Annotated in this window: 22 protein-coding genes; 14 read left to right on the forward strand and 8 right to left on the reverse strand. The window is 40.1% G+C overall.

The genetic code is table 11. The features are described 5' to 3' along the window. Nucleotides 1-66: 66 nt before the first annotated feature. Together ABXS75_01585 and ABXS75_01590 are read left to right on the forward strand one after the other, a co-directional pair. Complete coding sequence (locus tag ABXS75_01585; protein ID XCP87067.1) at nt 67-1551, forward strand: DUF4173 domain-containing protein; 1485 nt, start codon at nt 67-69, stop codon at nt 1549-1551. Between the two features lie 287 nt (nt 1552-1838). After that, the gene (locus ABXS75_01590; protein XCP85522.1) at nt 1839-2462 is read left to right on the forward strand and encodes a PHP domain-containing protein; all 624 of its coding nucleotides are present in this window, start codon (nt 1839-1841) and stop codon (nt 2460-2462) included. A gap of 148 nt (nt 2463-2610) precedes the next feature. Here the strand turns inward: ABXS75_01590 and ABXS75_01595 are convergent, their stop codons facing one another. The 7 genes from ABXS75_01595 to dnaA all read right to left on the reverse strand — a co-directional run bounded on the left by ABXS75_01595 (nt 2611) and on the right by dnaA (nt 11501). Then, nucleotides 2611-2850 (reverse strand): hypothetical protein, encoded by a 240-nt coding sequence (locus ABXS75_01595; GenBank protein XCP85523.1) that lies wholly within the window; start codon nt 2848-2850, stop codon nt 2611-2613. Between the two features lie 98 nt (nt 2851-2948). Continuing rightward, on the reverse strand, nt 2949-5486 hold the full coding sequence (gene gyrA, locus ABXS75_01600; GenBank protein ID XCP85524.1) for a DNA gyrase subunit A: 2538 nt from the start codon (nt 5484-5486) through the stop codon (nt 2949-2951). Between the two features lie 25 nt (nt 5487-5511). Next, nucleotides 5512-7428: a DNA topoisomerase (ATP-hydrolyzing) subunit B gene (gyrB, locus tag ABXS75_01605; GenBank protein ID XCP85525.1), complete on the reverse strand. Its 1917-nt coding sequence runs from the start codon at nt 7426-7428 to the stop codon at nt 5512-5514. A 43-nt stretch (nt 7429-7471) separates the two neighbouring features. After that, entirely contained in the window at nt 7472-8563 is a 1092-nt protein-coding gene (recF, locus tag ABXS75_01610) for a DNA replication/repair protein RecF (protein ID XCP85526.1), read from the reverse strand. Nucleotides 8564-8575: 12 nt separating this feature from the next. Further along, nucleotides 8576-8785 carry an RNA-binding S4 domain-containing protein gene (locus ABXS75_01615; protein ID XCP85527.1) on the reverse strand — a complete coding sequence of 70 codons (210 nt, stop codon included), beginning with the start codon at nt 8783-8785 and terminating at the stop codon, nt 8576-8578. Between the two features lie 19 nt (nt 8786-8804). Further along, on the reverse strand, nt 8805-9917 hold the full coding sequence (gene dnaN / locus ABXS75_01620) for a DNA polymerase III subunit beta (GenBank protein XCP85528.1): 1113 nt from the start codon (nt 9915-9917) through the stop codon (nt 8805-8807). Between the two features lie 183 nt (nt 9918-10100). Beyond that, the gene (dnaA, locus tag ABXS75_01625) at nt 10101-11501 is read right to left on the reverse strand and encodes a chromosomal replication initiator protein DnaA (GenBank protein XCP85529.1); all 1401 of its coding nucleotides are present in this window, start codon (nt 11499-11501) and stop codon (nt 10101-10103) included. A gap of 325 nt (nt 11502-11826) precedes the next feature. Here dnaA and rpmH point away from each other — a divergent pair, with 325 nt between their 5' ends. From rpmH to rsmG, 8 genes are all read left to right on the forward strand, one after another. Then, complete coding sequence (gene rpmH, locus ABXS75_01630; GenBank protein ID XCP85530.1) at nt 11827-11961, forward strand: 50S ribosomal protein L34; 135 nt, start codon at nt 11827-11829, stop codon at nt 11959-11961. Between the two features lie 127 nt (nt 11962-12088). After that, nucleotides 12089-12436, forward strand: coding sequence for a ribonuclease P protein component (rnpA, locus tag ABXS75_01635; protein ID XCP85531.1), 348 nt, complete (start codon nt 12089-12091; stop codon nt 12434-12436). A gap of 118 nt (nt 12437-12554) precedes the next feature. Then, nucleotides 12555-12767: a membrane protein insertion efficiency factor YidD gene (gene yidD, locus ABXS75_01640; GenBank protein ID XCP85532.1), complete on the forward strand. Its 213-nt coding sequence runs from the start codon at nt 12555-12557 to the stop codon at nt 12765-12767. Nucleotides 12768-12809: 42 nt separating this feature from the next. After that, the gene (locus tag ABXS75_01645; protein ID XCP85533.1) at nt 12810-14075 is read left to right on the forward strand and encodes a YidC/Oxa1 family membrane protein insertase; all 1266 of its coding nucleotides are present in this window, start codon (nt 12810-12812) and stop codon (nt 14073-14075) included. A 13-nt stretch (nt 14076-14088) separates the two neighbouring features. Further along, nucleotides 14089-15075: an RNA-binding cell elongation regulator Jag/EloR gene (gene jag / locus ABXS75_01650; protein XCP85534.1), complete on the forward strand. Its 987-nt coding sequence runs from the start codon at nt 14089-14091 to the stop codon at nt 15073-15075. A gap of 506 nt (nt 15076-15581) precedes the next feature. Further along, nucleotides 15582-16958 (forward strand): tRNA uridine-5-carboxymethylaminomethyl(34) synthesis GTPase MnmE, encoded by a 1377-nt coding sequence (mnmE, locus tag ABXS75_01655; GenBank protein ID XCP85535.1) that lies wholly within the window; start codon nt 15582-15584, stop codon nt 16956-16958. After that, nucleotides 16924-18816, forward strand: coding sequence for a tRNA uridine-5-carboxymethylaminomethyl(34) synthesis enzyme MnmG (gene mnmG, locus ABXS75_01660; GenBank protein ID XCP85536.1), 1893 nt, complete (start codon nt 16924-16926; stop codon nt 18814-18816). Before mnmE ends, mnmG begins: the two co-directional genes overlap by 35 nt. An 8-nt stretch (nt 18817-18824) precedes the next feature. Beyond that, nucleotides 18825-19538 carry a 16S rRNA (guanine(527)-N(7))-methyltransferase RsmG gene (rsmG, locus tag ABXS75_01665; protein XCP85537.1) on the forward strand — a complete coding sequence of 238 codons (714 nt, stop codon included), beginning with the start codon at nt 18825-18827 and terminating at the stop codon, nt 19536-19538. 49 nt (nt 19539-19587) lie between these two features. On the opposite strand, the gene ABXS75_01670 is transcribed toward rsmG, so the two are convergent. Next, entirely contained in the window at nt 19588-20592 is a 1005-nt protein-coding gene (locus tag ABXS75_01670; GenBank protein XCP85538.1) for an alpha/beta fold hydrolase, read from the reverse strand. A gap of 528 nt (nt 20593-21120) precedes the next feature. Between ABXS75_01670 and ABXS75_01675 the strand changes: the two genes are divergently transcribed. The 4 genes from ABXS75_01675 (at nt 21121) to ABXS75_01690 (ending at nt 24107) form a co-directional block, all read left to right on the forward strand. Further along, on the forward strand, nt 21121-21549 hold the full coding sequence (locus ABXS75_01675) for an NUDIX domain-containing protein (protein XCP85539.1): 429 nt from the start codon (nt 21121-21123) through the stop codon (nt 21547-21549). A gap of 62 nt (nt 21550-21611) precedes the next feature. Next, on the forward strand, nt 21612-21875 hold the full coding sequence (locus ABXS75_01680; GenBank protein XCP85540.1) for a hypothetical protein: 264 nt from the start codon (nt 21612-21614) through the stop codon (nt 21873-21875). A gap of 553 nt (nt 21876-22428) precedes the next feature. Then, nucleotides 22429-23196 (forward strand): AAA family ATPase, encoded by a 768-nt coding sequence (locus ABXS75_01685; protein XCP85541.1) that lies wholly within the window; start codon nt 22429-22431, stop codon nt 23194-23196. A gap of 2 nt (nt 23197-23198) precedes the next feature. Further along, nucleotides 23199-24107, forward strand: coding sequence for a ParB/RepB/Spo0J family partition protein (locus ABXS75_01690; protein XCP85542.1), 909 nt, complete (start codon nt 23199-23201; stop codon nt 24105-24107).

Raw genomic sequence — 24107 nt, forward strand, 5'->3', positions numbered from 1 at the left:
ATCCGAAATGAAGCCTTTTACTTTATAGGTATCAGCATTCTATACGGTATTCTTTTTACATTCTGCATGTACAAGAATTTATTTGGAACAACCTTCTTATTATACGCAGCAGGAACAGTCGGAGTTTTATACTTATTTTCAGAAAAGATTAACTTAAAAGTAAATAAAGAAACTAAAATATACTTCATAGAAATTATTTTGTTTGGTTTATCTACATGCATCACTGCGAGTAAATTACTGCAATTTTTTAATTGGTGCTTCGTGATCATGCTTCTCCTTCTGGCGATGATCAGCCAGTTTTTTGAAAAAAGGCAGTGGAACCTGGGTTCCTATTTTATCTATCTTGCGAAGTTGTTTTTCTCTACTATAGGTTATACCTTCCTGCCGGTAAGCGAAGCATTTACCTCTTTAAAATCCAAAAAGAAAGCGGATCATAAGAAAGTAAAACCGGTAATTTTCGGAATAATTGCGGCAGTTTCGGCGTTATTTATCATTTTTCCGCTGCTTCTCAGTTCGGATATGATTTTCAGAACTGTATTTGCTAAAATGTTTTCTCCGTTTAACCTGATAGAATCCTTTTCAAATATCGATACAGTGATTGGGATTTCTATTACCTTTATCTTTGGTTTTACGCTGATTTACGCCCTTTTCTACGCTTCCTGCCATGCTCAGTATCCAGAGCAGCCAAATAGAAATATGCCTTATTTTCACCCAATTACAGGCATCACTTTTTCCGGTATCATCGCAGGAATTTACCTTCTGTATTCAGGTATTCAGATCACGTATCTGTTCATGGGCGCCGGGCTTCCCGCGGGAATCACTTATTCCGAATATGCCCGCTCGGGCTTTTGGCAGCTGATGCTGGTGGCATTTATCAATGTGTGTTTAGTGCTTGGTTGTATGTATCTGTTTAGTGAAAATAAAGGACTGAAAATCCTTTTGACCGTTATATCATGCTGCACCTATATCATGATCTGTTCAGCGGACTGGAGAATGTATCTGTACGTGAAAGCCTATCATCTGACTTTCCTTCGGGTATGCGTATTTTACTCCCTGGTTATTCTGGCAATTCTGATGCTCGGAGTGATCATCAGTATCTATGTAAAAAAATTTCCGCTGACACATTATATAATAGGCGTCATTACATGTGGGTATCTGCTGTTTTCCTTCGCTCAGCCGGACTACTGGATTGCTAAGTATAATGTCAGCCATATCCAGCATATGAACGTCTCTGACCTGGATTATTTGCTCTATGGTCTTTCCTTAGATGCGGTTCCTGCAATCAGTGAGATTAAAGCTGAACAACTCTCGGGAGAGGGATTTGGTTTTCAAAGCGAAGGTTCACTTATTTATTCAGATATGATTGACAGGCAAAATGACTCATCTACGCTTGGAGAGACTATTGTTGCTGAACAAATTAACAGCAATATTTATGATTATTACAGAACGATTTACGATAATAATAAGGATCTGGCTTTCCGCAAAGCCAATTATTCCAGAATACGCGCAAAGAATATTGCCTATGATAAATTAAAAGAACTGAATAAATAGTTGGCTACTACATTTTGCAAAATCGAAAGAGTAAACGTTATAAAAATAGTAATAATTATGTAAAAAGTTAAGACCGAGATGAACGTTCACTAAGATATGCTTGACAACTTAAATTTTCCCAAAGCCATGTTTTTATAAAAATATAAAATGCATGGCCTTGGGATTTTTATTTTTTTATTTATAGAAGCTATATATAAATCTCATTAACTTATTTACTTTATCTATTTGACACTGTATTTCACCGATTATAGAATGGACTTATAATGTAACTACAGGAGGTACCTGCTTTGTTTGTTGATATGCATATGCACGAATTAACCTATTCAACGGATAGTTTTTTAAAGCTGGAAGAAATGGTGGAAATAGCTAAAAAGAAGGGACTTGGCGGAATCTGTATCACCGATCATGACAGCATGGGACTTCGTGATTACGCCGCTGAATATAGTAAAAAGACCGGATTTCCTATTTTTACCGGTATTGAATTCTACTCTCTTCAAGGAGATATTCTGGCATTCGGAATCGATGACTATCCAAGAGAACGCATTGGTGCTCAGGATTTCATTGATCAGGTTCGTGCGCAGGGTGGTATCACGATCAGTGCTCACCCGTTCCGTAATAACAGACGCGGCCTGGAGGAACATCTGGATATCGTGCAGGGATTAGATGGAATCGAAGTGCTTAATGGAAGTACGCTCCCTGATGCAACTGCAAAGGCAGAGGAATATGCAAAAAAACTGGGACTTGCCGCTACCGGCGCGAGCGACTGCCATGTACCGGATAAGGTAGGCGTATATGCTACCTATTTTCCAAATGAAATACGAACGATGGACGAGCTTATTAAAGCTGTCAGAAATCATGAATGTCAGCCGGCATATTATAAAGATGGAATATATCATATTTATAAATTTTAAACTTTATAATGACACAGACCTTTGAGAAAATGGGCGGCAAAGTATAAAAACTCTGCCGCTTTTTCAATTCCAAGCATACCTGAAATAAGGTCTACCGGACCTTATTTTGGTCTTGAAAATATTCTATCATTTTATTAAGATTTCCCATTTATTCAACATTATTAAAAATTTCAAAGCCTAATATCTCTATAATAAATCCATCATCGTATGGTTTTACCTTTCCCTCCTTCTCCATTTCTTCTTCTGTAATAAGTGAATGAACCTTTGAAATTTTATATGACAGTGATTTATATTCCACAGTACCTCCATCTTTTAGTTGGTGTCTTATTGGAAATAATAAAATTAACAAAATAATTATTATAACTACTATGGCTAACTTCTTTTTCATAGTGGCGCATCTACCTTTCAAATTATCTCATTTCTGTTAAAAAAATGGTCCATCAAAAAATACGATTGATGAACCATTTTTTAACCTATTCTTTAAATCTACTCTTTTTCTTCCGTTTCTTCCACGCTGATTTCCGTTTCATCTTCTACTGCATTCTCCGTCTCAGAAACCTCAGCTTCTCCTTCCAGTTCTTTCGAAGCATGGCGTACCTTTGCGATACTTGCCACTTCCTCTTTCTCCTTCAAATTAATCAGCTTCACACCGGAAGTAATTCTTCCCAGCAGGGAAATTCCCTTACATTCCATACGGATCACGATACCGTCCGTGTTGATGATCATGATCTCATCTTCTACATTGACCGCTTTCGCGCCGACGACATTACCTGTCTTTTCCGTGATCTTGTAGCATTTTACGCCTTTTCCGCCACGATTTTGTGCTGTAAACTCTTCCATACCGGTACGTTTACCCATACCCTTTTCTGATACGATAAGTAAGTCTTCTCCCTGCACATCGAGCTGCATCGCTACCACTTCATCGCGGTCACTCAAATTCATTCCGCGGACTCCCATAGAAGTTCTTCCCGTAGCGCGGACGTCGCTTTCATGGAACCGGATACATTGTCCATATTTGGTGACAAGGATAATATCTCTGTCATTATCCGTGAATTTTACTTCGATCAATTCATCATCTTCGCGAAGAGTGATTGCCGCAAGTCCGGTCTTTCTCACATTTGCATATTCACAGATCGGAGTCTTCTTCACCAGACCCTTTCTGGTGGCCATAAACAGGTATTCTCCGTCTTTATATTCCTTGATCGGAATCATCGCCGTAATCTTCTCATCCGGCATAAGCTGCAACAGGTTGATGATCGCCGTTCCTCTTGACGTTCTTCCCGCTTCCGGAATCTCATAAGCCTTCAGGCGGTATACACGTCCGGTACTGGTGAAGAACATGATATACTGGTGCGTATTCGTCATGAATAACTCTTCTACATAATCCTCTTCCAGAGTCTGCATTCCTTTGATTCCTTTGCCGCCACGATTCTGGCTCTTAAAGGTATCGTTGCTCATACGTTTAATATAACCCAGCTTCGTCATGGTGATCACAACGTCTTCCTTTGGAATCAGATCTTCCATGGTGATATCAAACTCGTCGAATCCGATGGCAGTTCTTCTCTCGTCGCCATATTTCTCTGCGATGATCAGGATTTCTTCCTTGATCACGCCGAGAAGCAGTTTTCTGTCAGCAAGAATTGCTTTTAACTCGTCGATTCGTTTCATAAGCTCGGCATATTCTGCTTCCAGCTTCTCCCTTTCCAGACCGGTGAGTGCTCTCAGACGCATATCGACGATTGCCTGAGCCTGTACTTCTGAAAGCTCGAACCGCTTCATCAACTCTTCTTTGGCGATCTGAACCGTCTTGGAACCGCGGATAATGCGAATTACTTCGTCAATGTGATCCAGCGCGATCAATAACCCTTCCAAAATATGGGCGCGTTCCTCCGCCTTATTCAGCTCATACTTTGTACGTCTGGTCACGACGTCTTCCTGATGAGCCAGATAATGATTCAGAATCTCCATAATGTTCATGACTTTTGGCTCATTATTTACCAGAGCCAGCATGATCACGCCAAAGGTATCCTGAAGCTGTGTATGTTTATATAACTGATTCAAAACAACATTTGGATTTACATCACGCCTGAGTTCAATGCAGACACGCATACCCTCACGGCTGGACTGATCGCTCAGATCCGTGATTCCGTCGATTTTTTTATCTCTTACCAGCTCTGCGATCTTCTCGATCAAACGCGCTTTATTTACCAGATACGGAAGCTCCGTCACTACGATCCGGTTCTTGCCGTTTGCCATAGGCTCGATATTTGTCACGGCCCGCACACGAATCTTACCGCGGCCTGTCCGGTACGCTTCCTCGATTCCCCTCGTTCCCAGAATCGTTGCACCTGTGGGGAAATCCGGACCTTTTACAATCTGCATGATTTCCTCAATGGTTGTCTCCTCTTTATCTGCGATCTGATCATCGATGATCTTCACCACCGCGCCAATGACTTCCCGCAGATTATGAGGCGGAATATTGGTAGCCATACCCACCGCAATACCGGAAGCTCCATTTACCAGAAGATTAGGAAACCTTGCCGGAAGTACGGCCGGTTCTTTCTCCGTCTCATCAAAGTTCGGGTTAAAATCGACCGTATTTTTATTGATATCCGCCGTCATTTCCATGGAAATCTTGCTTAAACGCGCCTCTGTATAACGCATGGCAGCCGCGCCGTCCCCATCTACCGAACCAAAGTTTCCATGACCGTCTACCAGTACATAACGGGTAGACCACTCCTGCGCCATATTGACCAAAGCTCCGTAAATGGAACTGTCTCCGTGGGGGTGATATTTACCCATGGTATCGCCGACAATACGCGCACACTTACGATGCGGTTTGTCAGGACCATTATTTAACTCAATCATAGAATAAAGAATTCTTCTCTGTACCGGTTTTAGACCATCTCTTACATCGGGGAGCGCCCTCGATGCGATAACACTCATGGCATAATCGATATAGGATTCTTCCATCGTTTTTTTCAAATCCACTTCCTGGATCTTATCAAAGATATTATCCTCCATCGTTTATCTCCTTTATTTTTACTAACTATACATCAAGATTTTTGACAAATTTCGCATTCTCTTCGATAAATTCACGTCTTGGCTCCACCTTATCTCCCATCAGGGTCGTAAAGGTAAGGTCAAGCTCCGAAGAAGTTTCTTCGTCCATATTTACACGCCGCAGGATTCGATGCTGCGGATCCATGGTCGTATCCCAAAGCTGTTCCGCATCCATCTCTCCCAAACCTTTATACCGCTGAATCTTGTTATTATTGTCACGCCCTACTTCCCGAAGAATACTGTCAAGCTCTTCGTCGCTGTATGCATACCAGACCTTCTTATTCTTCTCCAGCTTATAAAGCGGCGGCTGCGCCAGATAAACATGTCCTTCTTTGATAAGATCAGGCATAAAACGGTACAGGAAGGTAAGTAATAAGGTACTGATATGAGCGCCGTCCACGTCGGCATCTGTCATAATGATGATCTTATTGTACCTCAGCTTTGAAATATCGAAATCCTCATGGATTCCTGTGCCGAATGCCGTGATCATGGCTTTGATTTCCGCATTGCCGTAAATCCTGTCAAGCCTTGCCTTTTCTACGTTCAGGATTTTTCCCCGAAGTGGAAGAATCGCCTGCGTTGCACGGTCACGGGCCGTCTTTGCAGAGCCGCCCGCGGAATCTCCCTCTACGATGTAGATCTCACAATTTGCAGGATCCTTATCCGAACAATCCGCTAATTTTCCCGGAAGGGACATTCCCTCCAGGGCAGACTTTCTTCTGGTCAGATCTCTTGCCTTTCTCGCCGCTTCTCTGGCCCTTTGCGCCATCACGGATTTATCTACGATGGTCTTTGCGACCGAAGGATTCTGCTCCAGGAAAATCTCAAGCTGGGTACTCACAATACTGTCCACCGCACCTCTCGCCTCGCTGTTTCCCAGCTTCTGCTTCGTCTGGCCCTCGAACTGAGGATCCTCGATCTTCACACTGATAATGGCAGTAAGACCCTCCCGTATATCCTCGCCGGAAAGATTCGGCTCACTGTCTTTTAATAATTTATTCTTTCTCGCATAATCATTAAATGTCTTTGTTAGAGCATTTCGGAAACCTACGATATGGGTTCCGCCCTCCGGAGTCGTAATGTTATTTACAAATCCATAGGTACCGTCGGTATAGGAGTCATTATGCTGCATGGCAACCTCTACTTCCACATTGTCCTTGTTGCCCTGACAATAAATGATATGCTCATATAACGGAGTCTTGCTCCGGTTCAAATACTGAACAAATTCCTTGATTCCGCCTTCATAGTGGAATACCTTCTCCCGCGGTTCCTCGTCTCTTAAATCAGTCAGACTAATTTTTAAGCCCTTTGTAAGAAAGGCCATCTCACGAAAACGCTGCTTTAATACATCATAATCAAAAACAGTATCTTCAAAAATTGTATCATCAGGAAGGAATGTGATTGTTGTACCGGTCTTTTCCGGCTCACATTCTCCAATTATTTTCAATTTATAGACCACATGCCCTTTTTCATAACGCTGTTTGTAAATCTTACCTTCACTGTAGATCTCAACCTCCAGCCAGTTAGAAAGCGCATTTACAACGGAGGCGCCTACGCCGTGAAGTCCGCCGGATACCTTGTATCCTCCACCGCCGAATTTGCCGCCGGCGTGAAGTACGGTAAATACGACCTCCACCGCAGGAAGCCCTGCTTTGTGATTAATCCCGACAGGAATTCCACGTCCGTTATCAATAACAGTTATTGAATTATCAGGATTGATAAAAACCTGGATATGATCACAATATCCAGCCAGTGCTTCATCAACAGAATTATCCACAATCTCATAAACAAGATGATGAAGACCCCGTGAAGATGTACTTCCGATATACATACCCGGTCTCTTTCTTACTGCTTCCAATCCTTCCAAAATCTGGATTTGATCTGCACCATACTCTACACTCATAGAAAGCCTCCTAAAATATTTTAATATATATTAACTGTTAAACTTACTCTCCCACCGGTTCCGTGACATGTCCGGCCTGGACATGAAAAACCTTATTGACGGAAAACCGATGATTGACAAACTCGTCCAATCCGGTACAGGTTATCAAGGTCTGAATATCTCCTATACTCTCCAATAAATAGTTTTGCCTGTGTTTGTCCAGTTCAGACAACACATCATCTAATAAAAGAACCGGCGTATCCCGTATGATCTTCTTTACAAGCTCAATCTCCGACAGCTTCAGCGACAAAGCCGCCGTTCTTTGCTGCCCCTGGGAGCCAAACTTGCGGATATCAAGATCTCCCACCTTAAAACAGATGTCGTCCCTGTGCGGGCCGGCCGAAGTGCTTTTCATACGGATATCTCTTTCCCTGTTCCTAAGCAGCGCCTGCTCCAGAGAACAAACTCCGCAGCCCGATTCATAAGACAACCGGATCCGCTCTCTTCCACCGGTCAATTTGTGGTGGATATGGTAAATGATTTCATTTACCTCATCTATGAACTGCCTTCTTCTTGTAATAATTTTGTTCCCATATGTGACAAGCTGCATATCCCACACGTCCAGAGTATCGATCAGATGCTCGTCATAGTACGCATCTTTTAAGAGCTTATTTCTCTGGTTAATAATCCGGTTATAGCTTGAGAGATCTTTTAAATACACCTTGTCAAGCTGCGACAATTCCAGGTCCATAAAACGCCTTCTCTCGGAGGGTCCATTCTTGATGATGTTCAGGTCCTCAGGAGAAAAAAACACAAAATTCATCAGCCCGAATAGTTCACTTGCTCTTCGAATCGGGACCTTATTGATCGCGATTCCCTTCGGGCTGTTCTTTTTCAAATGCATATCAATCTGCCAGGGAACCCCCTTCTTCTCAATCTGTGCCTCAATATGAGACTCCTCACATTCGAACCTTATCAAATCCCTGTCCTTGGTCCCTCTGTGTGATTTTGTCGTTCCCGACAGATATACTGCTTCCAGTATATTCGTTTTTCCCTGGGCGTTATCGCCATAAAAAATATTGGTGGCTTTATCAAATTCAATATGCTGAAATTCATAATTTCTATAATCTTTTATTTTTAATGATTTGATAATCATAACCACACCAGCTTATTTTTCAATTTTAATCTCTTCCCCGTCGAAGGATACCACGTCGCCCTCATAGAGCTTCCTGCCCCGTCTGGTGTCGACCTCTCCATTGACCTTCACAAGTCCGTCTACGATGACCTGTTTTGCCTCTACGCCGGAAGAAACCAGGCCGGCAGCCTTGATTGCCTGACCCAGTTTAATGAACTCTTCCCTTAAATGAATTGTATACATAATCTATCCCTCTATCTGTTTACGCGATTCCGTTGAAGTTGACCGGAAGAATCAGGTAAATGTAACTCTCCTTCTCATCTTTGATGAAACAGGGCGCTTTTGCATTCATGAAATACAGATCCACCTCTTCATCGTCAATGACGCGGAGCGCATCAATCAAAAACTTAGGATTAAAACCGATCAGAAGGTCCTTCCCGTCTTTTGTAATCATAATCTCTTCGTCCATCGTTCCAAGCTGAGACTTAATCTTAAGCTCCATCAGCTCGTCCGTGATATGAATGATGATCGGTTTTTTATCTCCTTCTTTTACCAGCAGGGTCGCTCTGTCGATACAGCTAAGCATCTCTTTTTTGTTAATGCGCACCTTCGTCTCATAATCGTTCGAGAGCATCTGATCAATTCGGAAATATTCTCCCTCAATCAATCTGGACACAACGACTGTCTGGTCAAATTCAAAAACGATATGATTATTTGTAAAATATAAGTTTACGTCATTATCGACTTCGCCGGAAAGAATCTTGCTCACCTCAATCAAAGTCTTTCCAGGAACTACGACCTTCCTGGGATCATAAGAAGACTTTAACTCGATCTTGCGAATGGAGATTCTATGACCGTCCAGAGAAACGACCCTCAGAATATCTCCGTCCATCTCAAAAAGCTCACCGCTCATTAATTTATTGCTGTCATTGTCTGCAATAGAGAAAATAGTCTGTCTTATCACTTCTTTTAAAGTAAATTGTGAAACAATAACAGGTTCGTCTCGCTCAATATAAGGCAGGTAAGAAAAATCTTCCCCTGACTTACCCGAAATATTAAATTTGGCTTTCTCACAGGTAATGAGAGTCTGAAGACTGCTCGGATCTGCTTCAATAACAATCTCATTATCCGGCAGCTTTCTTACAATGTCGGAAAAGATTCTGGCGTCCAACGCAATAAGTCCTTTCCGATCAATCGTTCCTTCAATCACTGTCTCGATACCAAGTTCCATATCATTTGCAGTCAGCTTAATGATATGGGTGGTAGCATCGATCAGGATACATTCTAATATCGGCATAGTCGTCTTTGTAGGTACGGCTTTTGAGACAATGCTGACGCCTTTTACAAGATCTGACTTTTGACATCTGATTTTCATAATGTGTATAACTCCTTTCGAGGTGCAATATAAATAAATATATTAAAAATTATCCGCCTTATCCTTAATAGGGGGTGTGGATATGTGGATAAGTACTTGAACCCCTTAAAAACAGAGGGATTCAGAAATGGATAAGCCTGTTAATATCTTAAGAATTAACTGTTTAAGCCGTTGGGAAAACTTTTAAACAGGGTTAATCTTTTTCTTGATGATATCAATAGTATTCCGCAGTGTCTCACTCTTTTCCACATCACGAGACACTTTATCCACACCATGATTCACAGTGGAATGATCTCTTCCCCCAAGCATAATGCCAATGGTCTTTAAGGGGGTATCCGTCATTTTCCTGCACAAATACATCGCAATCTGTCTTGCATTTGCAATGTCGGCGTTCCGTTTGGTGCTCTTAAGGTCAGAAATCGAAATGTTAAAATGTTCGGATACAACATCGATGATTAGTTCCGGGGTCACTTCCCTGTTATCATCGGGAGAAATCATATCCTTCAGCGCTTCGGCTGCAAGTTTAATATCGATTTCCTTCTGATTATTATTGATCCGGTAAAGTGCGATCAATTTATTCAAAGAGCCTTCCAGCTCTCTGATATTCGTTTTAATATTCGTCGCAATATATTGAATGACTTCATTCGGTATATTGTATCGTTCTAACTGGTCAATCTCAATCTTCTTATAAAGTATGGCCATACGTGTCTCATAATCCGGGGCGGAAATGTCTGCGATCAGACCCCACTCAAAACGGGTGCGCAGTCTGGCCTCCAATGTCTCCATATCCTTCGGAGGTTTATCACTGGAGATAATAATCTGTTTTCCTGCATTATGTAAATGGTTGAACGTATGGAAGAATTCTTCCTGTGTACTTTCCTTACCTATAATAAACTGAACGTCGTCTATGAGCAGTACGTCGTTGTTGCGGTATTTGTCACGAAAAGCCGTCATGGCAAGTTCGTTCCCTGTCTTACCTATACGGATTGCATCGATCAGTTCGTTGGTAAATGTCTCGCTTGTTACATATAATACTTTTTTAGAAGAATCCTTTTCCAAAATATGGTGGGCAATGGAATGCATAAGATGCGTTTTGCCAAGTCCGACGCCTCCATATAAGAAAAGAGGGTTGTACACCTCGCCGGGAGATTCCGCAACGGCGAGAGATGCAGCATGAGCAAAGTTATTATTCCCGCCAACCACGAAAGTGTCAAACGTGTATTTGGGATTAAGGTTTGCCTGTTCTGCAATATTATTCATCTTTTTATGACGGACTCTGGGTTCTTCCTTTTCCTCCTTATGACGAAAAATGTCCAGATCCGGATTCGGGGCGTCTTTGGCGATAAAACGAATATCATATTCATCTCCGGTCACTTCTGCAATACATACCTTTAAGGGCAGAAGATATTTATTCTGAATATGTTCGATGCTCGCTTTAAAGTTAATGGAAAGGTATAATATATCCCCGACAATATCATACACTTCAAGCGGGCGGATCCAGGTCTCAAAAGAAATATTTGATAAAAAGTATTCCACCTTTAATTTTTGAATAATCTCTTCCCATCTTTCTTTAACGGCATTCATCTCAATTTACTCCATTCTAAGCATAATCATACACTTATATTCTACATTAAAATTTCCGCAGAATCAATGAAAAATAAGTTTTGATAACTTTTCCACATAAGAAAACGACGTATTATAGGCAAATGTGAGGTTAAAAAAAATATTATAAACGAGTTATCAACCATATTTTGAAAAGTTATCCACAAATTGTGGATAAAGTAAACACAAAAAAAGTGCGGTTTTGCTTGACTACACGCGGTTTTTTGCTTATAATTAAAACGATGTCTTAGAATGTAAATAAGTTCTATCTTAATATAAGAAGGAATTGGATAGGAGGTGGATATCAATGAAGATGACATTCCAGCCGAAAAAACGTTCCAGAGCGAAAGTTCATGGATTCAGAGCAAGAATGAGCACCGCAGGTGGAAGAAAAGTTCTTGCGGCAAGAAGAGCTAAAGGAAGAAAAGTATTATCAGCGTAGGCCGCAGATATGTGGCCTTTTCTTCTAACGTAGATTGCGCATCGGCGCAATCTATTTTTATATCATAGAGGTCAAAATGCTGTCGGCTCATGAGTAAATGCCGGCAGAAAACAGGAGAATGGTATATATGAAATTTTCCGAATCATTAAAGAAGAACCGGGATTTTCAGACTGTTTACAGACAGGGGAAGTCCTATGGAAATAAGTATCTTGTAATTTATTTGTTAGCGAATAGTCTGAATAAGAACCGTGTAGGTATATCTGTTAGTAAAAAAGTGGGAAACAGTATCGTAAGACATCATTTGACACGGCTTATAAGAGAGAGCTACAGACTACAAGAAGACCAATTCCTTTGTGGATATGATTTGGTAATAATAGCAAGAGCAGCGGCAAAAGGTAAGACATATCATGAGATTGAGAGCGCTCTCGTCCACTTGGGAAAACTTCATAATATATATCAAGTAACTTCGGACTGACCGGAGGGTATCTCGTATAGTCATTTTACAAAATATGATTCCGAATGTGAGATGTTCTGCAAAGGTCAAGTTCAGCATATCAAAAAGATGGATATGCAAAATGAGGCACATAGAGAATATGAAAAAAATATTGCTATCTTTGATTCGATTTTACAGAAAATATTTATCACCTATGAAACGAAGCTGTCACTGTATTTACATTCCGACTTGTTCTGAATATGCGTTGGAAGCGATTGAAAAATACGGCGCGCTTAAGGGAGGACTGCTTACGGCATGGAGGATTCTGCGCTGTAATCCGTTTGCAAAAGGTGGATATGATCCGGTGCCTTAGAGAGAAAAGCCCAAATTTTGGGGCGTAAATGGAGGAAAGATTATGACAGGTATTTTAATGACGCCAGTCAGCACTCCGATCATCGGACAGGTTGCCTGGCTGCTTGGTAAGATCCTTGACGGAGTTTACCATGTTCTTAACGGTGTGTTTGGAATTCAAAACATTGGTGTTTGTATCATTTTATTGACAGTTATCATCTACATGCTTCTGCTTCCGCTGACGATCAAACAGCAGAAATTTTCAAAGATGTCGGCTGCCATGAACCCAGAGATTCAGAAAATTCAGAAGAAATATCAGGGAAAACGTGATCAGGCTTCCATGCAGAAGTTGCAGGAAGAGACCCAGATGGTCTATGACAAATACGGAATTTCTCCGACAGGCGGTTGTCTTAGTATGTTTATCCAGCTGCCGATCCTGTACACGATGTGGTACGTGATCCGTAACATTCCTGCTTATGTTTCACAGGTAAAAGCAGTTTATATGCCGCTTGTTGAAGCTATCCAGGGGTCAAATGGCTGGCAGAAGATCATGGAAGGAATCGGTGAGGCACAGCCGGTCCTGATGGATCCTTCCAAGTATGATTATACCAAAGCAAATACGATCATTGATGTATTATATAAGTTCCAGGAATCTACCTGGAATACACTTATCGATAAGTTTCCGGCACTGGAGTCCACGATTGAGTCCACTATGCACCAGCTTCAGAAAATGAACAGCTTCCTGGGACTTAACATTGCAGAAGCTCCGCTTACCATGATCAAGAGCGGGTTCAAATCAGGTGCTTACGGAATGATGATCGTAGCGCTTCTGATTCCGATTCTGGCTGGTCTTACCCAGTATATCAGTGTGAAAATGGTTCCGCAAAGTCCGGGTCAGGAGCAGAATAACCAGATGGCGTCTACGATGAAGACAATGAACATTATGTTCCCGCTGATGTCTGTGTTCATGAGCTTTACACTTCCGACAGGTCTTGGAATTTACTGGATTACCAGTGCGGTAGTGCGTACAGCTCAGATGTTCTTTGTCAATCGTAGTTTAAGTAAGATGCCTATGGATGAATTGATTCAGGCTAACATAGAAAAAGCTGAGAAAAAGCGTAAAAATAAGAAAGAAATAGACGCAGCTACCGTAAATGCGATGGCTCAGAAGAAAGTTAAAAATATCAAAGAACCGAGATCAGCAGCAGAAGAAAAGGCACTGGAAGAGAAGCTCGAAGCGGCAAGAAAGAGAAGCGAGGGCGCTAAAGAAGGAAGTCTTACTTCTAAAGCTAATATGGTAAAGAGATTTAATGAAGGTAATAGGAAATAGGGGGAATAGAGTTATGAATGAGATTACAGTATCTGCTAAAACGTTGAATGATGCTATAACAGAAGCTTCTATTCAGCTTGGCGTTACCAGTGATAAGATGGAATATGATGTGATAGAAAAAGGCAATACAGGCTTTTTTGGAATCGGAAGCAGACAGGCGGTCATCAGAGCATGGAGAAAGGTAGAAAAAAAAGAGCCTGATTTTGACGATATTAAGTTGTCTGCTATGGCAGAAATTAGGGAAGAGAAGCTGGATAAAAAGGTAGATAAAGAAGAGAAGGCTTCTGAGAAGAAGGAAGCAAGAGAACCGAAGGAAAATAAAGACAATAGGGAGAACAGAAAAGAATTCAAAAAGGATCGTAAGAAGGATTTTAATAAGAATCGTAAAAAAGATTTTAAGAAAGATTCCCGCAAAGAATACCGCGATCCGAAGCCAAGTGTGAAGGAGGCAGTGGAAACGGTGGCTCCCGCAGCTCCTACAGCTCCGGTCAAGGAAGAAGTAAAAGAGCCTCGCAGGGAGATTGAAATTGCGGTCGTAACAGAAGAGACAAAGAAAATCTGTGAAGCATTCCTTGGCGATGTACTGAAAGCGATGGGAATGGAAGGTGTAGAATTTACTTCTGAAGTGGATGAAGACGGAGCTCTTTCTATTGAGATGAAGGGTGACAATATGGGTATCCTGATCGGCAAGAGAGGTCAGACTCTGGATTCTCTTCAGTACCTTACGAACAGAGTGGCAAATAAGTCTCAGGAAGGTTATGTGAGAGTTAAACTGGATACAGAGGATTATCGCAGAAGAAGAAAACAGACACTTGAGAATCTGGCTAAGAATATTGCATATAAAGTGAAGAGAAGTAGAAAGCCGGTTTCTCTGGAACCGATGAATCCTTATGAGAGACGGATTATTCATTCGGCACTTCAGGGAGATGACAGGGTGTCTACGCATAGTGAAGGGGAAGAACCTTATAGAAGAGTTGTGATTACGCCTAATAGGAGATAGTGGTTTTGGGGTGAGAGGGACGCCACCGAGTTGTATTATATAATCCGGGACTCGCTCTCGCTCGGAAAAAAACGAAGCGGTACTAACTGCCAGGGCGTCGCCTTGATGGGCGACTTCTGCCAGTAAGTGCCGTCGTTTTTTACGGTCCCGGATTATATAATACAACTCGGTGGCTGGCTTCTCAAAAACGCACCGGATGAAGTTGTCTGACGGGCGCCAAGGCGTCTCCCCTCACTTTGTGAGGGGGACTGTTGGCTTGGAATTGGATGTTTTTTTGGAGTGAGAGAGATTGTTTTTTGAATAAGTGTTGTGATGTATATTTTGGAAATTGAGAGAGATATTTTGGGGGTTAGAATTTGTTGTTTTGTAAGAGAGTATTTGATAGAATTTCAGAATATTAAGAGATATATTTTTGGAGTTAGAATTTGTTGTTTTGTAAGGGAGTATTTGGTAGAATTTTAGAAGATTTTTAGATATAGATATGGTTTGTGGGAAGGGTGATTTTTGTGTTTAAGAGGGATACGATTGCGGCTATTTCTACTGGGATGGGGAATTCTGGGATTGGGATTGTTCGGATTAGTGGGGATGGGGCGTTTGAGGTGATAGATCGGGTTTTTCGGGGGAGGAAGGGGAAGGTGCTTTCCCGGGAGGAGAGTCATACGGTTCATTATGGGTTTATTGTGGATGGGGAAGTGACGATTGATGAGGTTCTGGTGATTTTGCTGAGGGGACCGAGAAGTTATACGGGGGAGGATACGGTTGAGATTGATTGTCATGGCGGGATGGTCGTGATGAGGAAGATTTTGGATACGGTGGTGAAGTATGGGGCCAGACCGGCTGAGCCCGGGGAGTTTTCTAAGAGGGCTTTTTTGAATGGGAGAATGGATCTGTCGCAGGCGGAAGCGGTGATTGATATTATTAATTCTGAAAATGAATATGCTTTGAAGAGTTCGGTGAGCCAGCTTAGGGGATCGGTTAAGAAAAAAATTAGTGAAATTAGAAATAAAATTGTTTATCAGACGGCTTTTATTGAGTCGGCTTTGGATGATCCGGAGCATATCAGCCTGGAGGGTTATGCAGATGAGCTTGAGAAGGTGGCAGGCGAGCTTATTAAGGAGATTGAGAAGCTGCTGGATACGGTGGAAGATGGAAGGATTATGCGGGAAGGGATTCGGACGGTGATCGTTGGAAAACCGAATGCGGGGAAATCTTCTCTTTTAAATGCGCTTCTTCGGGAGGACCGGGCGATTGTGACGGATATTGCGGGGACCACGCGTGATATTCTGGAGGAGACGGTTCAGCTTAAGGGAATTACTCTTCATATTATGGATACGGCGGGAATCAGAGATACGGAAGATGTGGTTGAGAAAATTGGTGTGGATAAAGCGAAGACAAATGCGATGGATGCAGATTTGATCATTTATGTAGTTGACGCTTCGATTCCTTTAGACGATAATGATTATGAGATTATCAACATGATAAGAGGAAAAAATGCCCTTATTTTGCTGAATAAAACGGACTTATCCACAGTAGTGGATAAAGTTATGCTTCAAATGTTGATAAATAAGCCTATATTTGAGATTTCCGCAAAAGAAGAGACGGGAATTGAGGAACTTGAGGATAACTTAAAGGAAATGTTTTATCATGGGGATATCTCTTTTAATGATGAAGTCTATATTACAAATGTGAGACATAAGGCGGCTCTTCAGGATGCTAAGAACAGTTTAATGAGGGTTAAGGACAGTATTTTAAATCAGATGCCGGAGGATTTCTTTACGATTGATTTGATGGATGCGTATGAAGCGTTGGGAAATATTACCGGGGAGACAGTGGGAGAGGATTTGGTCAATGAGATATTCAGCAAATTCTGTATGGGAAAATAAAGAAGAATATGATGTAATCGTAGTGGGCGCCGGACATGCAGGGTGTGAAGCGGCTCTTGCGAGCGCCCGGCTTGGGTGTAAGACTCTGATGTTTACCGTCAGTATTGAAAGTGTTGCGATGATGCCTTGTAATCCGAATATCGGAGGAAGCTCAAAGGGACATTTGGTTAGAGAAATCGATGCGCTTGGCGGGGAGATGGGAAAAAACATTGATAAGACTTTTATTCAGTCTAAGATGTTAAACAAGTCCAAGGGACCGGCTGTGCATTCTCTTCGGGCGCAGGCAGATAAGAATGGATATAGCCGCGCCATGCGCTATATTTTGGAAAATCAGGAAAATCTTGAGTTAAAACAGGGAGAAGTTGTAAATCTTCTGGTGGAAGAACAGAAAATTGTAGGCGTTCAGACCTATACAGGGACCATTTATCGCTGTAAGGCTGTCATTTTGTGTACGGGAACCTATTTGAAGGCAAGATGTATTTGTGGTGATGTAAGTACAGCTACCGGTCCAAATGGACTTCAGGCGGCAAATTATTTAACAGATTGCCTGAAAGACCTGGGCGTTACCATGTACCGTTTTAAGACGGGAACGCCGGCCAGAATTGACCGGAGAAGTATTGATTTTACAAAGATGGAAGAGCAATTCGGAGATGAGAGGGTAGTTCCTTTTTCCTTTACTACGGACCCGGAAAGAGTACAGATTGAGCAAGAGTCCTGTTGGCTTACTTATACGAATGAAAAAACGCATGAAATTATCAGGGAAAATATCCACAGATCTCCACTATTTTCCGGTATGATTGAAGGAACAGGGCCTCGGTATTGCCCTTCTATAGAAGATAAGGTCGTTAAATTTGCAGACAAGAACCGACATCAGGTATTTATTGAGCCGGAAGGTCTGGAAACAAATGAAATGTATGTAGGCGGAATGTCCAGTTCTTTGCCGGAAGATGTACAGGTTGCGATGTATCGAAGCGTTCCGGGGCTGGAAAATGCAAGAATTGTGCGAAATGCATATGCGATTGAGTACGATTGTATTGATGCCAGACAATTAAATCCCACATTGGAGTTTAAAAATATAAAAGGACTTTTCAGTGCCGGGCAGTTCAATGGAAGCTCCGGATACGAAGAAGCGGCTGCGCAGGGAATCATAGCAGGTATCAATGCAGCCAGGGAGGTGCTCGGAAAAGAGCAGATCGTAATTGACCGTTCTCAGGCATATATCGGCGTTCTCATCGATGATCTGGTGACCAAAGAAAGCCATGAGCCTTATCGAATGATGACCAGCCGTGCAGAATACCGGTTGCTTTTGAGACAGGATAATGCAGATCAAAGGCTCACTGAAATAGGATATCAGATTGGACTGATTTCCGAAGAGCGTTATCAGAAATTATTGGAGAAAAAGAGAATCATCAAAGAAGAAATAGGAAGGCTGGAGCATACAAATGTAGGTACAACTCCGGCCATGCAGTCACTTCTGGAACAAAATGGAAGTACCCATTTGGTATCCGGATCGACTCTCGCAGAACTGATCAAAAGGCCGGAGCTTTGTTATGAGGCATTGGCGCCTGTCGATCAGGAGAGAAGGCAGGATTTGAGCGAAGAAATCAAACAGCAAATTGATATTAATATAAAATATGATGGATATATTAAACGACAAATGAAGCAGGTAGAACAGTTCAAAAAGCTGGAGACGAAGAAAATACCTGAAGATATGGACTATGATGCAGTGCCAAGTCTGCGGATCGAGGCAGTGCAGAAATTAAAGGCGTATCGGCCGGTTTCCATCGGGCAGGCGTCACGTATTTCGGGAGTATCTCCTGCGGATATATCAGTTCTTCTGGTCTATATGGGAAAATAAGGTGGATTATGAGTAAAATATTTGTAGACAAATTATCTGCTTTAGGAATTCAGCTTTCCGAAAAGCAGTTGGCAGATTTTGATAAATATTATGAGATTTTGGTCGAGTGGAATAAAGTGATGAATTTGACCGGGATTACAGAGTATGAAGAAGTGAATGAAAAACACTTTATTGATAGCTTATCTATAATGAAAACTATAAATATGAGTGATATTCATAGAATAATCGATATAGGTACAGGCGCCGGGTTTCCGGGAATTCCTCTGAAAATAGTATTTCCGCATTTGGAAGTCACGCTTTTGGATTCTTTGAATAAGCGAATCCAGTTTTTGAATACGGTGATTGATGAATTGCATTTGACGGGAATTGATACGATTCATGGAAGAGCAGAGGATTTTGCGAGAAAACTGGAATATCGAGAAACATATGATTTATGTGTTTCACGTGCTGTTGCAAATTTGTCTACACTTTCTGAATATTGCATACCATATATACGGGTAGGGGGTATGTTTATTTCCTATAAATCCGGCGAAATTGATCAGGAAGTTGTGCAAGCTACGAAAGCAATTAATATATTGGGTGGAAAGAAGGCGGAAGTGGTGAAATTTCAGCTTCCGGGAAGTGATATCAACAGATCCTTTGTAAAGGTGGAGAAGATTAAACAGACTGGAAAGAAATTTCCAAGAAAAGCCGGGTTGCCGGCAAAAGAGCCAATTAAATAGGAAAATGAAAACCTTCAGGCGGTGGTAAATTTGCCTGAAGGTTTTTACATTATTCATCAAGAAAAACATCTATAGTGTTGATAAATTCTTCGGCTGCCTCCATATGCGGTAAGAACTTCGTGTCTGGAATCGAAGTTGTCTCTATCGCCGGAACAGCTTTCTTATATTGTTCAGCAATCGTTGCATTTTCCGGAGTTGCCTCGCCGTATACGATGTAGATACTGTTATTTATCCTGGTAATGCAAGGAAGAATGTTTGCTTTAGTATATCTCCCTTTTATACTGGCAAGTAAATATTTTGAGCGCAATTTGTCTGCATGTGCAGCTTCGCAGTAGGTTCTAATCATTTTTTCTTCAACTTTATACTGGTCGAAGAAATATTTTGTTTCAAAATCCTCTTCTATGAGATTTCTTGCCTCCAGCATATTGAATAGTAATGTTCCGATTAGTGGAAGTTGGAGTAAGAATTTCAATGTTTTTGTTTTCTTCGTAGGAATCTTAGCCAATTCCGAAAGAGAGGAGGGGTTTACCATAATAATCTTTCCTATGTTCGCATTGTCAATTGCATTTGCCATAACTACAAAGGAAGAGGATTCTCCGGTTGCGATAACATCGGTTTTTTCACCAATCACATGCTTGATGAAATCATTTATCATTTGAACATAAAGAAAATTGGTGTATGTAATGTTCGGTTTTTCCGAACGTCCACAGCCTAGAAGATCAATGGTATATACCTTGCGTTTCTTCGCCAATAATTGTGCAGCTTTTTTCCATTCATATGAAGAACTGTGTGCGTTTAAGTCATGGATCAGAAGCAGAGGAGAGTCTTCACCTTGGTTTTCAGAGTTATGTATATCCGAATGTAGATTCGCTGGACTCTCAACTTTGTAATAAATTTTTCCATAGCGCCAGTGATAGTAGTTCTCGCCTGATGAATGAAGCAAATTATCTATGGTGGATAGATAATATATCACTTTATTTACAAAATAGATTACGAAAGCAATAATGCATGTCAGAATCGCAAAAATACTTATTTTTTTCTTCAAATATAACACCTCTTTTTTATGGTTTAATTTATTGAGTAACGAGCCAATTACCTATGTTCGTATGGATATTGGCAAATATCATGAAAATCAAAGCCCTATGGTTATGTGATGTTGCAAATCAGATATTCTTTAGTTTGCTGCACAAGATTTTGATTGTCGGGATATATAGATTTAGTATAACATATATGTGGCTTGAAGGATAGGTTTTATGTGAGATTTTGCTTTTAATCTTTTTGGTCGGAAGCTCTTACTGTTTCACTATTTTTACAGTATTCACTACGTTTTATAAAATATTGATTAATTCAAGTTTAGCCCACATTTTTATTACGATTACGTTTCAAGACATATTTATAAAATATTGGTTGATTTTAGAATCTGTTTTATATAGAATAAAAGAAAAATATATTATAATTATTTAGTCAATATCGCGTAACTTTTACTGCTTTACTATGTTTATAGTATTCATTGCAAAAATAGTTAAATAGTAAGAACTATGTAAAAGAGTGAAATTTTAAAATTATATAAGGAAAAATAGAGATGATACAGGTTAAATTCTATGATTATGTGAAGGATGAGTTACTCAAATTTGCCGTAATAATAGCGAAAAGCCAGAATAAATATGTCTTTTGCAAGCATAAAGAAAGAGATACATGGGAAGTACCCGGAGGTCATCGAAAAATCGGAGAAAATATTATAGATACAGCAAAGCGTGAACTGTACGAGGAAACAGGTGCATTAGAATTTGATATAAAACCTATATGTGTATATTCTGTTATAGATTCTAATGGTTTTGATGATAAGGAATCCTTCGGAATGCTATTTTTTGCTGATATAAAGTGTTTTGAGGCAGAATTGCATAGTGAGATTGAAAAAATTATAGTAACAGGTGAATTTCCAGAGAGATGGACATATCCCAGTATTCAACCTGTTTTGATGAAGGAAGCAAGGAAAAGAAGTTATTTATAAGGAAGAAGATAATTATATCCCCTTTAAAATGATATAACAATTTCCTTTGAGAGGGAATCAGTATGGAATTTATATTAGAATTAGCTTTTGAAGGCAGTATAGAAATAAGTAAAAGTAGAAAAGTACCTAAATATATTAAGTACCCGTTAATCGTAGTAATAATTTTATTTTTTGTCAGTGTTATTGGAATTATATTTTTTACAGGTATTATATCATTAAAAGATCATTTATTATTAGGAATACTTCTTATACTATTTGGAATATTTATGTTGATAATGAGTATTATAAAGTTTAAGAAAACATATTTGACTAGAATTGATAATTAGTGATAACAAATTTTATTTTTAGGTTTAAATTTTCGCTTTTAAATGGAGAGTAAATTGTATTATAGTTATTCATTCTTATAATTTGTTATCCACTTATTTGCTATTTTAGTCTTAATAATGTTTCACGTGAAACATTATCAGTAATGATAACCTTTTTTATGAGAGTAAAAGGGTCATGTATGACATGTTTACATGTATATAAATGACTCTTGAAACCTATAAAATACCGAAAAAATTTAAAATAAATAATTTCTATATTCTATTCATTCTATTATATTCTAAGAAAGTACAATTTACAGCTATATTTTGAATAGTATATTCATAACTCTGTTAATTAACAAAGCCTACCAAGTCTTAAGTAAAATTTTCTTTACCATATAATCACCAACAGAAATAATCATGAATAAATTCTACTATGTTTCACGTGAAACATTTACACAAATTGTGTAAAGTGCTAAAAAGATGTTTCACGTGAAACATTGGTGGATTTTGAAAAAGATTGGTGTTACAATATAAATGTAGCTCGTGTTTTTAGATGAAAGGGGTTTAATAAATGGGAAGGATTATTGCAGTTGCCAATCAGAAGGGCGGTGTAGGAAAAACTACTACAGCAATAAATTTGTCTTCGTGTTTAGCATCTTTGGGTCAGAAAGTGCTGGCAGTTGATATGGACCCGCAGGGCAATATGACAAGCGGCTTAAGCGTTGATAAAGACGGAGTTGAATACACGGTATATGATTTGATCATAGGGGAGGCATCTATAGATCAGGTCCTCTGCAGAGAAGTGTTTGAAAATCTGGATGTTTTGCCGACAAATATTGATTTATCCGGTGCGGAAATTGAACTTTTAGATGTGGAAAACAAAGAATATATTTTGAGGAACGAGATAAATAAGATACGAGATAATTATGATTTTGTTATTATTGATTGTCCGCCGTCACTTAGTATGCTTACAATCAATGCAATGACGACCGCCGATACGGTACTTGTGCCGATACAGTGCGAATATTATGCGTTGGAAGGATTAAGTCAGTTAATCAGGACGATTCAGCTTGTGAAAGAAAGATTAAATGAAAAGTTAGAGATCGAGGGCGTTGTGTTTACAATGTATGATGCGAGAACAAATCTTTCATTGCAAGTTGTTGAAAATGTAAAGGATAATTTGAATCAAACAATCTATAAGACAATCATACCCAGAAATATACGTTTGGCAGAGGCACCAAGTCATGGGCTGCCAATCAATCATTATGATCCGAAGTCAACTGGGGCGGAAAGTTATATGTTATTGGCAGATGAAGTGATTCATAAAGGAGAAGAATAATAATGGCAATAAAACGTAGCGGATTAGGTAAAGGATTGGACAGCCTGATTCCAGATAATAAATCTGTAAAAAATGTTAAAAAGGAAGCAGAAAAACAGGAAGAAAAGCAAAATTCCGGCCCTGTTATGATGAAAATCAATGATGTTGAGCCGAACAGAGAACAACCGAGAAAAAATTTCGAAGAAGACACTCTTCTTGAATTGTCGGATTCAATTAAACAGTTTGGGGTACTTCAACCGTTGATTGTTCAAAAGCGAAAAGATTATTATGAAATTATTGCCGGAGAGAGACGCTGGAGAGCAGCTAAGATGGCAGGAATCAAGGAAGTACCTGTAATTATCAAGGAATATACAGATCAGGAAATTCTGGAGATTTCTTTGATTGAGAATATTCAGAGAGAAAACCTGAATCCGATTGAGGAAGCTATGGCATTTAAAAAACTGCTCCATGAATTCAATCTTAAGCAGGACGAAGTGGCGGAGAGAGTTTCAAAGAGCAGAACTGCTGTTACGAATTCCATGCGTTTGTTAAAATTGGACGAGAGAGTACAGCAGATGATCATTGATGATATGATTTCAACTGGACACGCACGGGCGTTACTTGCAATCGATGATGGCGAACTGCAGTACAATCTGGCAAATAGAATATTTGACGAAAAATTGAGCGTGCGTGAAACAGAAAAACTGGTAAAGGATATCAAAAACCCGAAAAAAGAGAAAGCAAAACCGGAAATCAAGAATTCGTTTGTTTATGAGGATTTAGAAGAGAGAATGAAACATGTTATAGGGACAAAAGTACATGTAAATCACAAGGCGAACGGAAAGGGAAAAATTGAAATCGAGTATTATTCAGACAGCGAATTAGAACGTATATTCGATTTACTGATGACAATACGTGAAGGAGAATCATAA

Origin of the sequence: Roseburia hominis, assembly GCA_040702975.1 — a bacterium.
Classification (GTDB): domain Bacteria; phylum Bacillota; class Clostridia; order Lachnospirales; family Lachnospiraceae; genus Allocoprococcus; species Allocoprococcus hominis_A.